Here is a 20,329-nt window from a genome sequence, read left to right as displayed (position 1 = left end):
TCCCTCCTCTTGTTTCAGCTCGGCATGTATGGTGTAAAAAGGAATTAAAGAACAATAAAGCCGCACCACGATTGTCTTGGGAGGACAAACGCAATGCGGCTTCAAGGTGCATCACGGGGATGCCGAGCTTCATTTAATCGACGTCTCCGCCACCGTCTGGCTCATCGGACGGTTCATCGGCATATTTCTCGAACGTTTCAGGACTCATTACACGGCGCGCAGTCACATAGCGTTTCTGATAGTAGGAATCACTGAGGCCGCTGATTGTAACGCCTTTGCTGGAGGAAGAGTGTGCGAACTTTCCATCTCCAACATAGATGCCAACGTGCGAAATGCCTTTACCGCTCGTATTGAAGAATACGAGATCGCCTGGGATCAAGTCAGCCTTTGCGACTTTCTTGCCCAGCTTTGCTTGGGATGCGGATGCGTGCGGGATACTGACGTTGAGTTTGTTGAACACATACATCGTGAACCCGGAGCAATCGAATCCTTTTGTCGTCGTTCCACCGTAGTGATACGGCGTGCCGATCAGGTCTTTGATATACCCGTCCATTTTGGAGTCTGCGAAAGCGCTACCAACCTGGAATGCGAGCAATAGTGCAAGACCAATCAGCATTGCAGAAAGCTTTTTCAAAAGATTGAACCCCTTCCAATGCCTACGAGGTTAGCTGTGGGGTTCGGTTGAAGGCTCCCTATGATTACCTCAGGCATCCGAGATCATGCAATGAGCTCGAATGTCGGCATCAATTCACCCAAAATGGTTCCCCCGTTTCCCTTGCGGGAATTCGGCAAATTTTTCATTCAGGGTATAAGTATTCTGTTTTTCTGTCATATCTCCTTCTTTGTTCACGATTTGTTCACAGATTAGAATTATTAGAGTGAAACCTTTTGACAAGTTATATCGTTATAGTTTAATGGGAATCGAAGCGTTTCTGGAAAACCCAGTAATATCAAGGGTTTGGATACCCATTAAGTTCCACGTAAAGCTGGCAAGACCTCCCGATACCATGATTATATGGCATTGAGAGGTCTTTTATTATTCTCATAATTGAGAAGTTTTGCAGGCAGGAGGACGAATTTCATAGCGAATTTCAGGTTTGCTTCGACTGCCATAGGTCATATTGTGACGCAACCGTCCATACCTTCATAATGGTTCGAATGAGATGGTAGCTTTGATGCAGAATGAGTGCGATCAATCCCGCCCACAGCATAGAAACGGAAGCCATGCTTATGCTGATCAGTATTCCAATCCCCCACATTAACAGCGAGATGCCGACTAGAGGGATGAAATGTCTCACACCGCTCCACATCGACCTGAGAGCGCCGCTGCCGGATACGATTCCGAACTGCATGGAGAGGAAGAGCAGGTGCAGCAGCAATGCCAGCGCCAGCCAGCCTCCGGCCCAGGGGCCGATTCCCTTCGCAAGGCCCGAGAGGCTGCTGCTGGCAAGAAGCGTGTCCAGCGCACGGGGCAGCAGCCATATTGCGGGGGCCAGCGTGAGCGCTGTCTTGATGCAATAGAGCAGAGCGAACGGCTTCCACTTCGTTCGGATGCCCTGCAGGAAGCGCGTTCCGCTATCATCTCGCGCATGATAAAGAGAATACAGCAGTCCTGCATTGAACAGAGGTGTCAGCAGCATCCGCGCGGCCAGTATAGAGGCGAAGAGCCATAGATACGGGCGTATGAGATCTGTCTTCATCAGCTGGAACTGAGCCTCCGCGAGGAACAGCTGCACAGCACCCTCCGCAGGGTTGCTGTCAGGGTACCGCTTCAGCAGCGGGACAACGATACCTTCAATAATCCGGTACAGGAAGAAGCCCCAGAGCAGCTCGTACAGAAACAATATAATCACAATGTAGAAATGCTTCACCGTCAGTCGCCAGCCCTGCCTCACATGATGATTCACCGCTGATCCCTCCTTAACACTACAGCATTTGTCCATCCCTAAGAAATCGCCGCGGTCCGCTAGTCTGTCTCCCTATCCCCTGGGGCGGCTGCAGGCTTCACCCCCGGCGCTACCACGCCAGGGATGTGAATACGGCTTCAATCAGCTTCGCAACTCCGATATTCCAGCGGGTGCGTGTCTTCTCCGGCAGATTCGCTTTCATATAGTTGTTGATTCGCTTATTGTCCAGCACATTGTTCATTTGCGGGTCAATAACCGCCCATGCGAGCGGGGACGAATGCACCATTTTGTATTGAATGTGCGCTTCCTGGCCCTGCCATATCTTCGGCATTGTTGTGCCGTCGGAGAATTGAAAGATAATCGGCACTGGTCCGAGACTGCCGCCCAGCTTGCGAATCAAGACGACAGATTCATACTTTGTCACGCCGTTCTCCTTAACGGGCTGGACATGGATGGACTCTACCGCGTAATCAGCCATCTGCTGTCCATAGACATATTGGCTGAAATAGTCCGTCCACTTGGACTTGGTAACCTGTTCCACGACACGCTGGAAGTCAGCGGTAGATGGATGCTTGAATTTATACTTTTGGAAATACGTCCGCATGATCTTGCGCATGGCCTGGGCGCCTGCCTGCTTCTCGATGCCGAACAGAACGAGCTTGGCGCGCATATAGACGTTCTCTGCATAATGATCATGACTTTGGTACGACCATGAGAGCTGTTTGAGCGGCGCGGGGTCGGTCATGTAGCTGGCTTCAATGGGCAGGTTGGGCTGGACGCCGTATTCGCTCTCCATCACCTTATCCTCCGCATAGGAGGTGAACCCTTCATCCAGCCAGGCTTCCTCGAATTCATTCGATGCGACCATTCCATACCAGTACTGATGCCCGATCTCATGTACAACGGTACGTTCGAGCTCGTAGCCCGGATTATCATTCTCTGCGGCAAAAGAGGTGATAAGCGTCGGATACTCCATCCCGCCGGCTCCGTTGCCTCCCTTGGGAGGTACGACGATGGACAAGGTTGAGTAAGGATAGGAGCCGTACCATTGCGCATATTTGGCGAGTGCGGACTTGGCGGCGTGCAAATAGCGATCCTTTAATTTGGCGTGCAGCGGATCCATATACAGCTTGATTCGCACACCCGGCACCCCATCAGAGGAAAAGGGCTCTTCCGCATAGACGAAGTCCGGAGAAGCTGCGAACCCGAAGTCATGCACATCATCCGCGTAGAACTGATAAATTTTGCGGCCATCCTTAATAACCGTCTGCTTCGTCGGAAAGCCGGTTGCCGCGACCTTATAGGCTTGCGGGACATTGATCTTCACGCTGTAGATGCCAAAATCACTGTAAAACTCCGAGTTGCCGTGATACTGATGGACGTTCCAGCCTTCGGCTGTTCTTCCGCGTGTTCCGGCAGGTTCATACACACACAGCTTGGGGAACCATTGCCCCGCCATGACGAAGTTGCCCGAATAGCCCATGCGAGCGAACACCTCAGGCAGCTTGACCTCGAATTTCATGCTGAGCGTGACACTTTTGCCAGGGGGTACGGGGTTCGGCAAACGCAGCTTGGCAAGTGTCATATCCTTCGTATTCCCGTCGTCAGGCTGAACGTAGTGCAATCGCGGCAGCAGACTTTCGCCCTCTGTTGTTGTGAGCGACAAGAGCTTCATGAACCCGTTGCTTGCACCCGTAGCTTTGTCATCCCGAAGCTGGCCGCCGGATTCGCGCATAAAGGTCGAGTCCTTGGATTGAAACGCATTGGGATACAGGTGAAAATAAAGCTCGGACACCGGATTTTTACCGGGATTAATCCATGTGACCGACTGTTCTCCATGCAGCAGCTTCGTATCATCGTGCAGGTGAACGTCGATATGGTATTCAACGACCCGCTTGCTGAGCGCTACTGGCTTGGGCTGCATGATGGAGTCCGGCTCCTGTACGCTTGGAGGCGCGGCAGGCTTTGGAGCGGTGTTGAGTTTGTCGGGGGCGAAAGCGTATGTGTATTGCGAAACCCAGGCATCCCCGAACCCTTGCTGGGCCGTCACCCCAAGCAGGGCGACGATGAGCGCAAAGAGCAACAAACGTTTGGTGTGACGTGGCTTCATGGAACGATTCCCTCCCGTTGACAAGCATCTACAGCATGTATATGTTTGCTTTTCGCGGATTATTAGCTAAAATGGAATTAATGTGTGGACATGCAAAAAATCCGCGCCGTACGCGGGTTTGGGCCAGCTGGCAAGCCTTCGCTTGCGGCATAGCGGATAGAACATAATAGATTGGAGCGGAGCTTGGATGACAGAGCAGGGACGAGGGCCGGGACAACAGCCTGAGGGCAGTGCGGCAGGAACGCCGGAGAAGAAAGAGAAGAGGTCGCTGGCGCTTAATGTGGTGAGCGGCAGGGAGCATAAAGGCTTCGGAGCGGGAACCATCGATCTGAGCAATGTGGCTTGTGTCATTATTGACAATGGCGAGGCTTATATTGATGTGGGTGCGATGCACGCCAAGAGCAAAGTAGAGAAAGGGATTAAATTCAGCACCAACAAAGAGGATGTGCCAAACGGACGTCTCTGCTGGATCGTATGGGTAGCGGTAGACCGCAACGAGGAAGGCTCCTATTATGCCGGGGCAACGGCATGTCCGATGCTGGTAGACACGGAAGCGCGGCGCGGATGGAAGATTCTTGCCCAGCACGTGAACAACCTGGATTATGCGATCAAGCGCAGATTCGTTCTGAACGAGCTTGGCGATCAAGAGAAGGCTGCGCTGCAGCGCCTCCTTATTTCGCATAATGAAGAGTGGTGGAATCGTTCCCCTGAGGAATTGAAGCAAGGGCTTTCGGTTTAACGTTTATTATAATGAGGGAAGGAAGCTGATCCCCATTATGAAGGGCTGTCCGATAAGTCCAATATCCAATGAGCCAGTCCCGAATGATGTGATAAGATGCCTCCAAACCACTAACAAGTGGGATTGGAAGCATCTTTTCTATTGTATATGGGGGACTTAACGGCCCTCCTTGGTTCATGCTCTCCCCCTGAGCAGGTTCCCGAATCTCCCCAATCTCACCAATCTCCCGAATTCCCCGGATTCCTCGGCGCCTTCGTACAGTCGCTTTTGAGCGGGCGGTAGATCTGCTCCATTTCCAGATAGCGGTCATTCTCTTCGCCGCCATAACCCGCATCGGCTGGGAGGTTCCCGAGTGTTGCCTCTCCCCTTCTCCAAGTATGGTTTGACGGCAGCGTGACAGAGCAAGAAGCCTGCGAATGTGCATGAATTTCGGCTGCAAGACGCCATAATGGCAACATTCCTGCGATGAAGCATGAATTTGAGGGAAAATCGGCTGGTAAGGGAAAATGAAGGTGAAATACCTGCCCTTTGGCAGGCGTTTCACCTTCAGGGGGTCGGAAACGAGCGAATAAATGCTGTTTCGCATGTTTCGCCCAGCTTGCCTCTCGTATTTCGCCTCTCGCTTGCCTTGACGTTTGAATGACGCATCATCCTCTGGCGAGGAGTGCGTGGGCAGTCTCATGACCGCAGGCATTCCACATCGTACAGATTTACAGCCCTTATTCTGTATGTATAAAGGGCGTTCCCCGGATGCCGGAATCGAAGGGCTTGCTGCATACGTTCGACTCCCTCTATAATTCGACAAAATATTAAACAATCATTATTAATGTCATTTATATGTTAGATATTTTTCTATAAAGAAGCTGAAATAAGTTGAAACTGCCACTTAGGAGGGATAGAATGTTAGATAAACTTACATAAAAAGGGGAGAGAACAGCATGGTGATCCTTGCACCGTTCCTTTATCTTATGAACCGTCTTGTCTATTGGAAGAAATTCGTACTCATCGGCCTGTTGTTCGTCATCCCGATCACACTGCTTACAGTGGATTCCTTTCGGGCCATACAGTCCTCGATCGGGTTCGCGATGAAGGAACGAGAGGGTGTAGCCTACTTGAAGCCGCTCAAGGAAATGCTGATGGCGGTTCAGCGGCATCGCGGCGTAGCCAATGGTTACCTTAACGGCGAGAGTGAATCGATCACACAGCTGAAGGAAATTGAGGCGGATGTCGAGAGCGGGCTGAAGTTTGTTCATGCTGTTCATGCGGCTCACGAGGATACATTCGGGGCTTCGACGCGGCTGAATGAATGGCAGGCTGACTGGGCGCTGTTGGTTGAGCAATACAGCGGATTGACCGCCCCCGAGAGCTTCCAGCGTCATAGTTCACTTATCAATGGATTGCTTGATTATATGGTCGTAATTTCGGATGCGTCGAATTTGACGCTGGATAGCGAGATAGAGACTTATTATTTGATGGATATGGCCGTGAACCGGATTCCGCTGCTGATGGAGAAGGTCGGCAAATCGCGTGGTCAAGGGAGAGGCATACTCGCTGCAGGAGCCATAAGTGAAGAACAGAAAATCGAGATGATGCTGGATATGGATCGTGTTGAAGGCTCGCTGGAGGGACTGGACAAGGATTGGACCAATGCCCGGAACGCGCAGCTGGACCTTGGTTCTCTTGAGAGGCTGTACAATACGAATACAACTGCTGCAAGGCAATATGCGGCGATCGTCGAGAGGGAGGTCATTAACGAAGCCTTCTTGATTAAGCCGGCCCATTATTTTGACGAGGGAACCAAGGTTATTGATGCAAGCTCGGTACTTTATAACGAAATCTCCAAGCTGCTTGATAGATTGCTGGCGGAGCGGATAGAGGAGATGAAGTTCAAGCGGGGGACCCTCATTGTCACATTAGGTATAAGCATTCTGCTTGCTGCGCTGTTCTTTGCCGCATTCTACAGCAATGTCCAGCGAACGGTAAGAAGATTGGAGCAGGATTCTGCAAGAATGGCTGATGGCGATCTGAGCATTCGCATAGAGCTTGAGACGAAGGATGAGCTGATGCGGGTTGGAGAAGCGTTCAACCGGATGGCTGTCAGCTTCGGTGAGGTGCTGCGGGACAATCAGGCGGTAGCGGAGCAGGTGGCTGCGTCCTCGGAGGAGCTGGAGGCAACGGCGGGGCAGTCCGTTGAGGCGGCCCATTATATTGCGGGGATTATGAAGGAAATAACAAGTGAGGCCGACAATCAGGCGAGTAGTGCAGACCAGAATGCTACGGCGATGTCAGAGATGGCGGATGGTATCGGGCGTATTGCCGAGACAACTGCCAACGTCAATGAGGCGGCCTCAGCGGTGGCTGTGGAAGCGAAGAGTGGCCGGGATACGGTGGGGCAGGCGGCAGAGCAGATGTCCGCCATTCGCGATAATACCGGAGAGACAGCAGAGGCAGTTGAGAAGCTGCGTGTGCAATCGGAGCAGATTGGCTCGATCGTGACGCTCATTACCAATCTGGCCCGCCAGACGAACCTGCTTGCGCTGAATGCGAATATCGAGGCGGCTCGTGCCGGGGAGCAGGGCAAGGGCTTCGCTGTTGTTGCCCAGGAGGTGCGCAAGCTGGCGGAGCAATCCCGCGAAGCTGCCGAGAATATTGGCGGTCTTGTAAGCGAGATGCAGGCTTATGCGGACGGGGCTTCCCGCAAGATGGCGCACGGAGTGGAGGAGGCTGCCAAGGGAATTGCCGCTATGAACGAGGTGAGCGGCATGTTCGGAACGATTCTGTCTGCAGTCGAGCGGGTTGCTGGCCAAGTGGAGGAAATATCAGCGGCTACCGAGCAGATGTCCGCTGGCACGCAGCAGGTTGCGGCTTCTATTCATGAGTCATTTGGCTATGCCAGTCATGCGGCCAGCAAAGCGCAGGAGGTATCCGCGTCAACACAGGAGCAGCTGGCTTCCATGGAGGAAGTGCTGTCTGCGTCAGGCTCGCTCAGCGCGATGGCGGGCAGGCTTCAGGATTCCTTGCAGAAATTTAAAGTATAGAAGCGATAGACCGGATGGTGATTGCTGCAAGCAAAGTTATTGATAATTCCCGGAGCAATGCCTATTATAAGGAATATGCTGCATTGTTATCTGGAGGGATTGCCTTTGTTATATAGAAAATCGGTAGACACGCTCTCGCCCTATGTACCAGGCTTTCAGCCGGCTATGGACGGCTCCGTAATCAAGATCAACTCTAACGAAAATCCGTACCCGCCTTCGCCCAAGGTCAAGGAGCTGCTCGGGGGCTTTGACTTCAGACAGCTGCGCTATTATCCTGATGCGACAAGCCAGCCGCTTAGGGAGCTGATCGGCGCTCAGCACGGGCTGTCGAGCAGACAGGTGCTGTGCGGCAACGGCTCTGATGAAGTGATTTCACTCATCTTCAAAGTGTTCTTTGAGCAGGGCGATACGGTAGCAACTCCTTATCCGACCTACACGTTCTATAAGTCGGTAGCGGACATTATTAATGTTAAAGTCGCTTTTGTGGATACCGCGGAAGATTTTGTGATTGACCTGCAAGGACTGGTGAACACCGGGGCCAAAGGCATCTTTATTGCGAATCCGAATGCGCAGACCGGGCGGCTGCTGCCGCTGCAGAGCATTGAAGAGCTGCTGAACCGTTATAACGGGCTTGTTGTTATTGATGAGGCCTATATTGATTTTGCCGGACAGCAATCATCGGCCGTTCATCTGATCGGCGCTTACCCGAATCTGATTGTGCTGCGCACCTTATCGAAGTCCTATTCCCTGTGCGGTATTCGCGTAGGATTCTGCATCGCTGACGAATCGCTGATTCATGCGATGGACAAATGCCGGGATTCTTATAATGTGAACCATCTGAGTCAGATCATCGCCGCCGCTGCGCTCTCCGATCAACCCTATTTGGAGACGACCGTGGAACGGGTTGTGCGCTCGCGTGACAAGCTGGAGGATGAACTGCACAAGCTCGGCTTTACAGTCTATCCTTCGCATGCCAATTTCCTGCTGTGCAAGCCGCATCAGCGGAGCGCGGCCGATATTTATAATTATTTGAAGGCTCAGCAGATCTATGTCAGGCATTTCGATTCGCCGCGCTTGTCAGACAAGCTGCGGATTTCGATTGGAACAGAGGAGGAAGTGGAGAGTCTGCTGCGCCATTTGCGCCAATATTTAGGGAGCGACGCAGCCGCGCACACTTGACGCATGTCGTGCAAGGGAACGAACACTGGCCTGTATGGTCATCGCATATTAGCATAACAGGCTGTCCGGAAAGTCCAATAGCCAATGAAATGAGCCAGTTCCAAATGATGTGAAGGGATGCCTCCAAAACCACTGGAAATGAAAAAGTGGGGCTGGAAGCATCTTTTTTATCGTTTACGAGGGCATGGTCAATGACGAACATGCCTGCGAAAATGCAGGCTTTCTCTCGTTAGAGCCTGCGAAAATGCGAAATGCCTGCCACAGTGCAGGCATTTCGGCATAATTGCCTCTAGTCGGCCCTTTCTGTCTATTATCCCTGCACCAACGCAGCTATTTCACCTCGTAATGGTGCTTTTAACCGAAATTCATGCACTTTCGCATGCTTCCTGTACTGCTTCGAAGTGTCCGGCTACCGTCAATGCTCTGCTATGCCGACACCGTCCTGCGGCGCCACGCCAGAGCTTGGAGATATACGCAGTAGGATACCGAATAATGGAGTCAATCACTGCCCGCAAAGATTGAGAATCTTACGGGACAGCCCCGCACTTTAGTCAGTCCACCATCGCTTGAACTGCTTCCACCACGACTTGGATTTCTCGGCCTGGGCGCCATCCTTTACTTCTACAGAAGCCGCCGATTCGCCGTTCCCGCATACCTCTGTAGGCTGTGTGCCTGTGACGAAGGTTTCGAGCCGCTTGCCCTCGCAGGAGGAGGAGGCGAGCTTGCCGCTCTTGGGATCGATATAGACGGATACGACGCCATCTGGTATGGGGAAGATCTTGGGCGGCACGGCTTTAAGCGCATTCTCGGTATAGGCTGCGAAGATAGGGGCGGCGCGATGAGCTTCTGCCTTCGTTAACTCGCGGCCCTTGTCATAGCCGACCCAGACGGCGGTTGCGAGCTCAGGCGTGTACCCGACGAGCCACGCATCATTGGCTGTTGTGCCTGTCTTGCCGGCAACGGGACGCTTCAGCGCAGCGGATACCCGGTTGCCTGTGCCGCCTGTGTCGAACACACTCTCCATAAGGCTGGTCAGTATGTAAGCATGGGCCGCATCTACAACCTGCTGAGGCGATTTCGCAGCCTCATACAGCACCTCGCCCTTGCTGTCCTCAATGCGCAGAATAGCAGTCGGCTCCGCGCGGACGCCTCCTGCGGCGATGGTTCCGAATGCGGAGGCCATCTCGAACGGGCTGACAGGGAATGTGCCGAGAGCCATGGAAGGGACAGGCTTCATGGGGCTGTCGATGCCGAGCCGCCTCGCCATCTCGATGACCTTATCCGGGCCGACGGCCATCATCGTATTCACCGCATAAATATTGTCCGAGCTGGCAATGGCCTGCCGCATATCAATGTAGTCGTTGGCGTATTTGTCATTATAGTTTTTGGGAGCATAGGTTTTGCGTCCTTCGTCGTAGGTGAAGACGGTAGGCGCGCTTTTATATCTCGATACCGGTGTCATAGCACCGTCCTGAAGCGCCGTCAAATATACGATGGGCTTGAAGGAGGAGCCCGGCTGCCGCGTCTTGGCGAACACGCGGTTGAATTGATTGGATTTGTAATCGCGGCCGCCGACCATCGCTTTAATATAACCGGTACGGGGATCGATAGAGATGAGCGCCGCCTGCTGCTCTGAATTGGCGGGTATACCCTTCGCAACAGCCTCCTCTGCCGCTAGCTGGGCATCGGGATCGAGCGTGGTGAAGATGCGGATGCCGCCTTCACTAAGCAGACGCTCGTCAATGCCAAGCTTGTCGACAGCGATATATCTGACATAATCGCGGAAGTAGGGGGCGATCCCGTCCTGAGTGCTTGATCCGAGAGGCTGGATCTTCAATATCTCTGCTGCTGCCGCATTGGCATCGGCCTGTTCGATGATGCCCTGCTCCGCCATCGTCTGGAGAATGACCTTCTGCCGGTCCTTGGCATTCTTCATGTCCAGGTAGGGAGAGTAGTATTTGGGCCCCTTGGGTATGCCCGCAAGCATCGCGCTCTCTGCCAGCGTCAAGTCCTTCGCGTGCTTGCCGTAATAGAGCTGGGAAGCGGCCTCGGCTCCATATGCTCCATGCCCATAGTAGATTTGGTTCAAGTACAAAGCGAGAATCTCGTCCTTGGAATATTGCATTTCCAACTGGATCGTATACATCGCTTCCTTGAATTTGCGTTTCCAGGTTCGTTCGTGTGTCAAATATAAATTGCGGGCAAGCTGCTGCGTCAATGTGCTGGCGCCCTGCTTGGCCTTCATATGCTCGATGTTGACCAGCGCGGCGCGGCCCATCCCCTTCAAATCGAATCCGAGATGCTCATAGAATCGCTGATCCTCGATCGCCAGCGTCGCTTCCAGCAGATAGTTCGAGATCGCCTGAAGCGGTACGGATTGCCGGTTCTCGCCTGCATGGAACGTATCGAGCACATTGCCCCGCAGGTCGAGCATTTGAGATGTCTGACTAATGGATGAAGCGGGAAGCGCCTGATTATGCAGGTAGAAAAGAAAGCCGAAGCCGATGATGCCAACTATTGCTGCAGCCCAGCCCATATAGATGAAGAGCCGTTTCATCCGGCGCGCAATCGGCATCCACCGTTCGGCGCGAATGCGAATGGGCAGACGCCGCTTGAAGCCTTGCTGCCGCGAACCTGGTTTATTCATGATGAAGTCCCCTCACGCTTGTGCCTTGTTATTCCCTTAGTATGGAAAATAGAAGGGTGGCCTATTCATAGTTGAAGGGGAGTGAGGCGAATTTTTTTGGTAAAAATGCGATATGCGGCACCGTATGATGAAGGGGATATTAAGATTCCAGATTCCGTTTGTATTGCGGAAATGATTGCACTATAATACAGGGTGAACCATCGACCCCCGCGGATATTAAGGTACCACATACATACCAGGAAAGAAGGGATTTCATTATGGAATTATGGTATACCGAGAAACAAACGGAAGGTTACGGCATCACAGCCAAAATCTCAGAAACCTATGTCAGCGAGCAAACGGATTTTCAGAAGCTCGATATGATCGAGACGGAAGAATTCGGTACGATGCTCGTCCTTGACGGCATGGTTATGACAACTGATAAAGATGAATTCGTTTACCACGAAATGGTCGCCCATCCGGCGCTTTATACACATCCTGATCCGAAGCATGTTCTTGTTGTAGGCGGCGGAGACGGCGGCGTTATCCGCGAGATTCTGAAGCACCCTGAAGTAGAGAAGGCTGTTCTTGTTGAGATTGACGGCAAAGTAATCGAATATTCCAAGAAATACCTTCCCAATATTGCAGGCGGTCTTGATGATCCGCGTGTCGAGGTTATCGTGAACGATGGCTTCATGCACATTCATGATCATAAGAACAGCTACGATGTTATTATGGTTGATTCCACGGAGCCTGTCGGCCCTGCTGTTAACCTGTTTACCCGCGGCTTCTATCAAGGCATCTTCGATGCGCTGAAGGAAGACGGCATCTTTGTTGCCCAGACGGACAATCCGTGGTTCAAAGCAGACCTGATTGAGAGCGTCAATCGCGATGTGAAGGAAGTATTCCCGATTGTGCGCGTGTACTGGGCGAATGTGCCGACGTATCCAAGCGGTCTGTGGACCTTCACGCTGGGCAGCAAGAAGCATGATCCGCTTCAAGTGGATGAGTCGTCCATTCCTGAGATCGACACCAAATATTACTCCCCTCGTCTGCACAAAGCGGCGTTTGCTCTGCCGAAATTTGTGGAAGACCTGGTCAAATAGGAGAGAAGCTAACTTATGAAACTCGATCAAAAATATTCCGGCAATGTCTTCATCCTCAGCTCGGATGACTATGCCGCTTCCAAAGCGGTTATCTACGGTATGCCGATGGACTTCACTGTATCGTTCCGTCCAGGCTCGCGCTTCGGCCCGCCTCGTATCCGCGAGGTATCCATCGGCCTTGAAGAGTACAGCCCGTATCTGGATAGAAGCCTGGAAGATATCGAATACTTCGATGCGGGAGACCTGCTGCTGCCGTTCGGCAATGCAGCGCGTTCGCTCGAAATTATCGGCGAATTTGTGCGCGGCGTGCTTGCTGACGGCAAGATGCCGGTTGGGCTTGGCGGCGAGCATCTCGTATCGTGGCCGATCTTCCGCGAGGTATATGCCAAATACCCGGATCTGGCGATCATTCATTTTGACGCGCACGCGGATCTTCGCGAGCAGTATGAAGGCGAGCCGCTGTCCCATTCAACGCCGCTACGCAAAGCGGCAGGCCTGATGGGCGGTCAGAATATCTACCAATTCGGCATTCGTTCCGGCTCGCGCGAGGAGTGGCAGTATGCGCGCGAGAACATTAATTTCCATCCATTCGAGGTGCTGGAGCCGCTCAAGAAGGTGCTGCCGGAGCTTGCAGGCCGTCCGGTCTATCTGACGATCGACATCGACGTGCTTGATCCATCCTGTGCGCCGGGCACCGGTACTGCGGAAGCGGGCGGAATCACCTCCAAGGAGCTGATTGATGCGGTACATGCTATCGCACGCTCCGGAGTGAATATTGTCGGCTGTGATCTTGTGGAAGTCGCGCCAGCTTATGATCCGACGGAACAGACGCAGATCGTGGCAGCGAAGGTCATTCGCGAGATGCTGCTTGGATTCTTGAAGTAAGAGCATGAACATAGAGCGGTCCATCGCATGAAGGCAGTTTCTTCTTGTGTGTGGCCGCTTTTTCTATTGATCGTGGAGGTGAAGGCGATGAAGGTCCATTCATTCCCGCCTGTTATCGATGAGCGGGCGCGGGTGCTGGTTCTCGGCAGCATGCCGGGGACGGCGTCATTGGACAAGGGGCAGTATTACGGACATCCCCGCAATCATTTCTGGCCGGTTATCTACGGATTGTTCGGAGAACAGCCGTCTCCTGCCTATGAGAAACGCATTGCGTACGCGCAGGAGAAGGGGATTGCGCTATGGGATACCATTGCTACATGCCGCAGGGAGGGAAGTCTTGATGCGAACATTCAGGATGAGCTTCCGAATGACTTGCCCGGCCTGCTGGAGCGGTATCCCGGCATTCGCTGCATCGCCTGCAATGGTGCCAAATCCCATGATACATTCAGCAAATATTATGGCGGGCATCCTTCCGTCAGGGATCGTATCGCGCTGCTTAAGCTGCCCTCGACCAGTCCTATACCGACGCAGCGGATGCGGACTACGGGTGACAGAATCGAAGTGTGGCGGGTGATTGTACCGTTCCTCTCTATGCATTGAGTGGAACGCAGCTATGATTTGGCGGTGGCTGCATTTGCGGTGAATATCGCTGTTGGATTGCCTTTCTTTTGGCCATAATGGTTACCAGGAGGTAGATACCAATGGGGATTATGCCGATACATGAGCGGCTTGCTGAGCTGTGGACCATAAGAACCCGCCGTCCGTTATCGACTGAGGAGCAGGCCGATTTCGAGCATTGTTTGGCGGTAAACGCCATGCATTGCCGGATGCTTGCGAATTTGCATAACTTGTCACTGCTGGCATCCATGACGCAGGATCAGGAGTGGCAGTACGAGATTTGCCGTAAAATTGAGAAGCTGGGCGGGACCGCTTCAAGGGAGTATAAGGCGGATTCGTAGTTGATGGAATCGGTCCGAACCCCTTGCAATTTTGGGGTGATGGCATATAATAAGACCAATAACAGCTATAGGCGATGAACGGGACAGTATCTTGCAGATCGGTGCTAGCAGCGAGCCGGGTTGGTGGAAGCCGGTGCAGCGAGGCAGGGGAAGCGGGCCCGGGAGTTGATTGTCCGAAGGGTATTCGCCATCGTAGGGCAGTCCGGTCACCCCGTTATCGTGCTTGAGAGGCATCTACCTTGCAGATGATCCTTGCTGGCTTTCGAGCCATGCGGGGCTTTCGTATTTTCGCACAGATGAAGCCAGAAGAGTGGTACCGCGGATAATAACCTCCGTCTCTTTATTGAGACGGGGGTTTTATTTATATCACAGCACGAACTGAATATTATGAAGGAGATGAAACGATGACGATCCTGCTAGAATGGTCAGTGGAGAAATTGCAGCCTTATGTGGAGCTAACGAGTAATGAGATTTTTGCTGTGCTGGAAGTGCCGCCGCGACCGGAACTGGGGGATGTCGCGTTTCCATGCTACGCCTTGGCCCGCAAGTGGAAGAAGTCGCCGGAGGCTATAGCCGGGGAACTGGCGGACCGCTTTAATGCAGGTGCGTCAGATGTGCGGGCGGAAGCGGCAGGCTCTTATCTGAACTTGTTCTTTGATCCGCGTCAATGGGCGCCAAGGCTGCTTGCAGCTGCCTTGGAACATGAATACGGGTACTCCGCTGATGGCGAAGGAGAGAGGGTTGTTATTGATCTGTCTTCACCTAATATCGCCAAGCCGTTTGGTGTAGGCCATCTGCGTTCTACGATGATTGGCAATGCGCTTGCTAATCTGTATCGTGCATCCGGTTATGAGGTAGTGACTGTGAATCACATTGGCGATTGGGGTACGCAGTTCGGCAAGCTGATGGCGGCCTACAAGCGCTGGGGGGATGAGGAGCAGCTCAAGCAATCGCCTATACGCGAGAGCCTGAGGCTCTATGTCAAGTTTCATGAGGAGACGGAGCAGGATGAGACGCTGGAGGATGAGGGCCGCCGCTGGTTCTGGAGATTGGAGAATGGAGATCCTGAAGCGCTGAAGCTATGGCACTATTTCGTCTCCTTCAGCCTGGAGGAGTTCGAGCGCGTCTATGCCCGTCTCGGTGTGACATTCAATCATACGCTGGGCGAAAGCTTCTATAATGATAAGATGGGAGCAGTAGTGGAGCAGCTGAGGGAGCAGCAGTTGTTGGTGGAGAGTGATGGGGCGCAGGTTGTCCGCCTTGACGATCAAGGAATTCCGCCATGCCTGATTCTGAAATCGGACGGCACGACGATCTACCCGACGCGCGATCTGGCAACCGCCTTGTACCGCAGGAGGGAGATGAAGGCTGATCGCCTGCTTTATGTTGTCGGAGGGGAGCAGAAGCTGCATTTTCAACAAGTGTTCAGTGTGCTGCAGCGGATGGGAATGGATTGGGCGGTCAATTGCGAGCATATCCCGTTCGGGCTGATGAAGATAGACGGCCGCAAAATGTCTACGCGCAAAGGCCAGGTTGTCTATCTGGACACCGTGCTGGATGAAGCAGTGAGAAAAGCGGAGGCTATTATCGAGGAGAAGAATGCCGGCCTTGCGAATCGCCGTGAGGTTGCCGAGGCTGTCGGAATCGGGGCCATCGTCTTTAATGATCTGAAGCATAGCCGGATGCTGGAGGTCGACTTCTCGCTGGATGAAGCGATTCGATTTGAAGGCGAGACGGGGCCTTACGTGCAATATACGGCAGCAAGATGCTATAAGCTGCTAAGGACGGGAATGACCAGAGGGCTGGCAGTGGATGAGATTGCCGGGGACAGTGTTTATTTGACAGGGCCTGCCGCGTGGGATTGCCTGAAGATGCTCGGGGCTTTCCCTGCAATGGTTAAAGAGGCGCTGCGCGTTCATGAGCCATCCGTATTGGCCAGATATTTGCTTGATGTATCCCAAAGCTTCAACCGTTTCTATCATCAGGAGCGTGTCCTTTCGGAATCAACAGAAGAGACGCTGGCCAAGCTGGGTGTCGTCGCCGCTACCGTTCAAGTGCTTCGTACCGGGCTGGAGCTGCTGGGCTTGAAGGCGCCTCAACAAATTTGAGCCAGCCTTCAATATCGGGCTTTGCATGAATACATTCATAGAGGAATATTGAATTGGCTTATCTCCTCCATTATAGTAGGAGCATGAGAGGAATGAACAGGAGGCGTGCAGTGACGACAGATAAAGCGCAAGTGCGGATCACGCTGGAGAGCGAGATAGACGGTGAGAAGCAGCTTCATGAACATATCGGCGAATGGTACTGCAAGAACCGTACCGTATATATCCGTTATGAAGAGACGGAGCCGCATGGCAAAGTGCGTACGATGGTACGTTGGCGGGAAGGTGAGCTGAATGTTACGCGCCACGGCGATGTGGAATCAGAGCAGTCATTCGTCGCTGGCGCGCGCCGGGCTGGCCAGTACGTGTCGGCATTAACCCGATTCCGGCTGGAGACAGACACCACCCTGCTGTGGATGCAATGCGGGGATATGCTGCATAACGAATCGGAAGATGGGGAGCCCAAGCTGTCACTGCCGATGCTGCTGGAGTGGCACTACACCATGTGGCTTGAAGATCAGCTTACAGGAACATTTGTTATTCGCCTTCATGCGGAAGCGAAGCGTGGATAGTGAAGCATTACTTGCAGAAAAATTGTGGAGGGTCTATTAACGATGAGAACAAACGTAATTGAACAACTGTATGTAAAAGTGAAGGAGGCGCTCTCTGAAGCGGTTGTAGCTGCGGGGCTTGTGAGCCGTGAGGAGCTTCCTCTCTTCGTGCTGGAAGTTCCCAAGGATAAGGCGCATGGCGACCTCGCTACGAATGCTGCCATGCAACTGACGAAGCTGGCCAAGAAGAACCCCCGCCAAATTGCCGAAGCAATCATCGCGAACCTGCCTGTTGGCCAGGGCTATATTCAATCGGCGGAGATCGCAGGCCCTGGCTTTATCAACTTCCGCCTGGACAGAAGCTATTTGTACCCCGTTGTAGCGGATGTGCTTCAGCAGGGAGAGGAATATGGCCGCGTTGATGCGGGTAATGGACAAAGCGTGCAGGTAGAGTATGTGAGTGCGAATCCGACAGGCAGCCTGCATTTGGGCCATGCGCGCGGAGCGGCGGTAGGGGATGCGCTCTGCAATGTTCTGGATTATGCCGGGTATAAGGTTACTCGTGAGTATTACATCAATGATGCCGGCAACCAGGTAGCTAATCTTGCGAAATCCATAGAAGCCCGTTACAAGCAGGCGCTTGGCCAGGATGTGCCAATGCCGGAGGATGGCTACCATGGCGAGGACATTGTTGGTTTCGCCAAGGCGCTCGTTGAGGCAGAGGGTGAGCGGCTGCTCTCGTTGTCCGATGATGAGCGGTTTGCCTTCTTCCGCGAATACGGTCTTCAGCGTGAGCTGGACAAGATTAAGCGCGACCTTGGCCGGTTCCGCGTTGGCTTTGACGTCTGGTACAGCGAAACATCGCTTTATGAGACCGGACAGGTCGAGCAAGCGCTGGAAGCGCTGCGTGAGCGCGGGCAAGTGTTCGAGGAGGGCGGCGCTACCTGGCTGTCTACGATGCCGTATGGCGATGACAAGAACCGTGTTCTTGTAAAGAATGACGGATCGTACACCTATCTGACACCGGATATTGCGTATCATCGTGATAAATTTGGCCGCGGCTATGATCGCATGATCAACATCTGGGGGGCGGATCATCACGGCTACATTCCGCGTGTGAAAGCGGCAATGGAGGCGCTGGGCAATGATCCGGGCAAGCTGACGGTGCTTATTGCGCAGATGGTCAGTCTTTTCCAGAACGGCGAGAAGGTCAAGATGTCCAAGCGGACGGGCAAGGCCGTTACAATGGAAGATCTGATGGATGAAGTTGGCGTGGATGCGATCCGTTATTTCTTTACGATGCGCAGCATGGATTCGCACCTGGACTTTGACATGGATCTGGCTATTTCGACATCGAACGAGAATCCGGTCTTCTATGTGCAATATGCCCATGCGCGCATCTGCAGCGTATTCCGCCAGGCAGAGGAGCAGGGTGTAGTACTGGGCTCCACGGATTCCATTGACTTTACTACGCTGTCGACAGAGCATGAGTTTGATCTGCTGCGCAAAATGGGCGAGCTCCCGCAAGAAATAGCGGAAGCGGCAGAACAGTATGCGCCGCATCGTCTTGTCCGCTATGTATATGAGCTGGCCTCCCAGTTCCACAGCTACTACAGGGCAGAGCGTGTCATTACAGAGGATGCTGCGCAGACAGGAGCTCGTCTGGCATTGCTTGGGGCAGTCCGTGTCGTCATTGCGAACGTGCTTCGCCTTGTTGGCGTATCCGCTCCAGAGCGGATGTAATAGAGCGAGCTGCAAGCTTCTTCGCTGACGGGCAAGGGCGGTGCGGAAACAGGTGCAGCCTGCTCCATCAATAATGCAGGCTGCAAACCTAACGGTCGGCAGCCTGCAGCATACGCATGACATCCAGCTCCCCGGTTAGCCGGGGAGCTTTGGTTCCTCGAAGCGGGATCATCGACCGCCTCAGAATGGCCTTTATTTCCGCAGGCGATAGATTGGGGCGGTGAGCAAGCAGCAGCGCGACTGCGCCGCTGACATGAGAAGTTGCCATCGAAGTGCCGCTCATTTCGTTGTATTTGCCATTCAGCCATGCGGATAAAATTTTGTCGCCGGGTGCAAAAACATCGATATAGGCGCCGCGATTGCTGAATAATGCTATGCGGCGCATCCGGTTGGTGGCGGCGACGGATATCGTTTGCGAATAGCGGGCGGGGTAGTCGATGGATTTGCGTTTCCCATCGTTTCCGGAGGAAGCAATAATAATAACACCTGCGTTGTATGCGCTTGTAACTGCGCTGAGAAGCGACTTGCTGCGGGTCTTCATGCCGAAGCTCATATTGATGATATCCATGCGGTTGCGAACGCACCAATCAATGCCGAGAATAATGTCGGATACAAATGCGCTGCCATGCTGGTCAAAGGCTTTGACAGGATAGACCGTCGCACGCGGTGCGACGCCGATCATGCCGCGCAGCTGATTGGCTGCTGCAATCGTTCCTGCAATATGTGTGCCGTGGCCATTGTCATCATGCGGGAGCGAGCCGCGATTCAGCAGATTGATTCCCCGGCCCAGTGAATGTTTCAAGTCCGGGTGGCTGAAGTCGACGCCGGTATCGATTACACCAACCTTGATGCGATGGCCTGTCGTGGTGCTCCACGCTTGAGGTGCTCTAATCTGGCCGACCCCCCATGGGATGCCCTTCTCACGGGAGGCTGGTTTGTGAATCGTGGCATGAACCGTTACTAGCGGGTCGTCCTCGATCCATATGCTTTGATGGTGGCGGGCAGCTGCCTCCTCATCCGACAGAAGGAGAGAGAAGGCTTCGATCGCCGGCAAATGCCGGATAGTATTCCGGGAGGCGGGAGGCGCGTTCAGCTCCGACCATTCATGGAGAAAACGTTTGTAGTCGCTATGCTGCCGAAAACGGACGATTCGCCGTTTTGCGCGATAGGCGGGCTTGGCGAATGCGCCCTGTAACCAACGAAGAATTGCAGTTCTGTCCAATTTGGCGTCCCCTCCAAGTCGGATCATGCTGAAGTATTGTATGAAGGAGAGCAACAAGCTGTATGAGCAAGTTGCCTTTTTTCATATAATTAGGCGCAAAACCGTGTCATTCGCCGTCCGGGGACATAGTATGAATAAGGAGCGGGCAGCGGCTTTAGG

Annotated in this window: 15 protein-coding genes, 1 riboswitch and 1 other annotated feature; of the genes, 10 read left to right on the top strand and 5 right to left on the bottom strand. The window is 53.3% G+C overall.

The genetic code is table 11. The features are described from left to right. Positions 1–133: 133 nt before the first annotated feature. The 3 genes from K0T92_RS24020 to K0T92_RS24010 all read right to left on the bottom strand — a co-directional run bounded on the left by K0T92_RS24020 (position 134) and on the right by K0T92_RS24010 (position 4,017). Positions 134–634, bottom strand: coding sequence for a C40 family peptidase (locus tag K0T92_RS24020; protein WP_246628401.1), 501 nt, complete (start codon positions 632–634; stop codon positions 134–136). Between the two features lie 4 nt (positions 635–638). Further along, a riboswitch (cyclic di-AMP (ydaO/yuaA leader) is annotated at positions 639–801 on the bottom strand. Between the two features lie 290 nt (positions 802–1,091). Continuing rightward, a complete protein-coding gene (locus K0T92_RS24015; protein ID WP_219875162.1) occupies positions 1,092–1,907 on the bottom strand; it encodes a hypothetical protein in 816 nt (271 codons plus the stop codon). A gap of 109 nt (positions 1,908–2,016) precedes the next feature. After that, positions 2,017–4,017, bottom strand: a complete 2,001-nt coding sequence (locus tag K0T92_RS24010; RefSeq protein ID WP_219875161.1) for a M1 family metallopeptidase — start codon at positions 4,015–4,017, stop codon at positions 2,017–2,019. 187 nt (positions 4,018–4,204) lie between these two features. Here K0T92_RS24010 and K0T92_RS24005 point away from each other — a divergent pair, with 187 nt between their 5' ends. The 3 genes from K0T92_RS24005 to hisC all read left to right on the top strand — a co-directional run bounded on the left by K0T92_RS24005 (position 4,205) and on the right by hisC (position 8,973). Beyond that, the gene (locus K0T92_RS24005; RefSeq protein ID WP_219875160.1) at positions 4,205–4,756 is read left to right on the top strand and encodes a YwhD family protein; all 552 of its coding nucleotides are present in this window, start codon (positions 4,205–4,207) and stop codon (positions 4,754–4,756) included. A gap of 938 nt (positions 4,757–5,694) precedes the next feature. Continuing rightward, a complete protein-coding gene (locus K0T92_RS24000) occupies positions 5,695–7,794 on the top strand; it encodes a methyl-accepting chemotaxis protein (protein ID WP_219875159.1) in 2,100 nt (699 codons plus the stop codon). Positions 7,795–7,899: 105 nt separating this feature from the next. Then, on the top strand, positions 7,900–8,973 hold the full coding sequence (hisC, locus tag K0T92_RS23995) for a histidinol-phosphate transaminase (RefSeq protein ID WP_246628399.1): 1,074 nt from the start codon (positions 7,900–7,902) through the stop codon (positions 8,971–8,973). A gap of 547 nt (positions 8,974–9,520) precedes the next feature. Here the strand turns inward: hisC and K0T92_RS23990 are convergent. Next, positions 9,521–11,620, bottom strand: coding sequence for a transglycosylase domain-containing protein (locus K0T92_RS23990; RefSeq protein WP_219875158.1), 2,100 nt, complete (start codon positions 11,618–11,620; stop codon positions 9,521–9,523). Positions 11,621–11,877: 257 nt separating this feature from the next. Between K0T92_RS23990 and speE the strand changes: the two genes are divergently transcribed. The 7 genes from speE (at position 11,878) to argS (K0T92_RS23955) (ending at position 18,948) form a co-directional block, all read left to right on the top strand. After that, positions 11,878–12,705, top strand: a complete 828-nt coding sequence (gene speE, locus K0T92_RS23985) for a polyamine aminopropyltransferase (RefSeq protein ID WP_219875157.1) — start codon at positions 11,878–11,880, stop codon at positions 12,703–12,705. A 15-nt stretch (positions 12,706–12,720) separates the two neighbouring features. Further along, positions 12,721–13,590 carry an agmatinase gene (gene speB, locus K0T92_RS23980; RefSeq protein WP_219875156.1) on the top strand — a complete coding sequence of 290 codons (870 nt, stop codon included), beginning with the start codon at positions 12,721–12,723 and terminating at the stop codon, positions 13,588–13,590. 87 nt (positions 13,591–13,677) lie between these two features. Beyond that, positions 13,678–14,190, top strand: coding sequence for a DNA-deoxyinosine glycosylase (locus K0T92_RS23975; protein WP_219875155.1), 513 nt, complete (start codon positions 13,678–13,680; stop codon positions 14,188–14,190). Between the two features lie 101 nt (positions 14,191–14,291). Next, entirely contained in the window at positions 14,292–14,549 is a 258-nt protein-coding gene (locus tag K0T92_RS23970) for a DUF7667 family protein (RefSeq protein ID WP_219875154.1), read from the top strand. Positions 14,550–14,614: 65 nt separating this feature from the next. Further along, positions 14,615–14,892 (top strand) — a binding site (T-box leader). 67 nt (positions 14,893–14,959) lie between these two features. Then, positions 14,960–16,657, top strand: a complete 1,698-nt coding sequence (gene argS / locus K0T92_RS23965) for an arginine--tRNA ligase (RefSeq protein WP_425517682.1) — start codon at positions 14,960–14,962, stop codon at positions 16,655–16,657. Between the two features lie 110 nt (positions 16,658–16,767). Then, positions 16,768–17,226, top strand: a complete 459-nt coding sequence (locus tag K0T92_RS23960; protein ID WP_219875152.1) for a YwiB family protein — start codon at positions 16,768–16,770, stop codon at positions 17,224–17,226. Between the two features lie 42 nt (positions 17,227–17,268). Further along, positions 17,269–18,948: an arginine--tRNA ligase gene (gene argS / locus K0T92_RS23955; protein WP_219875151.1), complete on the top strand. Its 1,680-nt coding sequence runs from the start codon at positions 17,269–17,271 to the stop codon at positions 18,946–18,948. Between the two features lie 88 nt (positions 18,949–19,036). Here the strand turns inward: argS (K0T92_RS23955) and K0T92_RS23950 are convergent, their stop codons facing one another. Further along, positions 19,037–20,170 carry a S8 family peptidase gene (locus K0T92_RS23950; protein ID WP_246628397.1) on the bottom strand — a complete coding sequence of 378 codons (1,134 nt, stop codon included), beginning with the start codon at positions 20,168–20,170 and terminating at the stop codon, positions 19,037–19,039. Positions 20,171–20,329 lie beyond the last annotated feature (159 nt).

Source organism: Paenibacillus oenotherae (assembly GCF_019443105.1).
Classification (GTDB): domain Bacteria; phylum Bacillota; class Bacilli; order Paenibacillales; family Paenibacillaceae; genus Paenibacillus_Z; species Paenibacillus_Z oenotherae.
This window is presented reverse-complemented; position numbering and strand designations above follow the sequence as displayed.

Excerpts from the sequence above, each read along its gene's own strand:
- K0T92_RS24010 (WP_219875161.1), bottom strand. The coding sequence starts at position 4,017 with ATGAAGCCACGTCACACCAAACGTTTGTTGCTCTTTGCGCTCATCGTC.
- K0T92_RS24005 (WP_219875160.1), top strand. The coding sequence starts at position 4,205 with ATGACAGAGCAGGGACGAGGGCCGGGACAACAGCCTGAGGGCAGTGCG.
- K0T92_RS24000 (WP_219875159.1), top strand. The coding sequence starts at position 5,695 with ATGGTGATCCTTGCACCGTTCCTTTATCTTATGAACCGTCTTGTCTAT.
- K0T92_RS23990 (WP_219875158.1), bottom strand. The coding sequence starts at position 11,620 with ATGAATAAACCAGGTTCGCGGCAGCAAGGCTTCAAGCGGCGTCTGCCC.
- speE (WP_219875157.1), top strand. The coding sequence starts at position 11,878 with ATGGAATTATGGTATACCGAGAAACAAACGGAAGGTTACGGCATCACA.
- speB (WP_219875156.1), top strand. The coding sequence starts at position 12,721 with ATGAAACTCGATCAAAAATATTCCGGCAATGTCTTCATCCTCAGCTCG.
- K0T92_RS23975 (WP_219875155.1), top strand. The coding sequence starts at position 13,678 with ATGAAGGTCCATTCATTCCCGCCTGTTATCGATGAGCGGGCGCGGGTG.
- K0T92_RS23970 (WP_219875154.1), top strand. The coding sequence starts at position 14,292 with ATGGGGATTATGCCGATACATGAGCGGCTTGCTGAGCTGTGGACCATA.
- argS (WP_219875151.1), top strand. The coding sequence starts at position 17,269 with ATGAGAACAAACGTAATTGAACAACTGTATGTAAAAGTGAAGGAGGCG.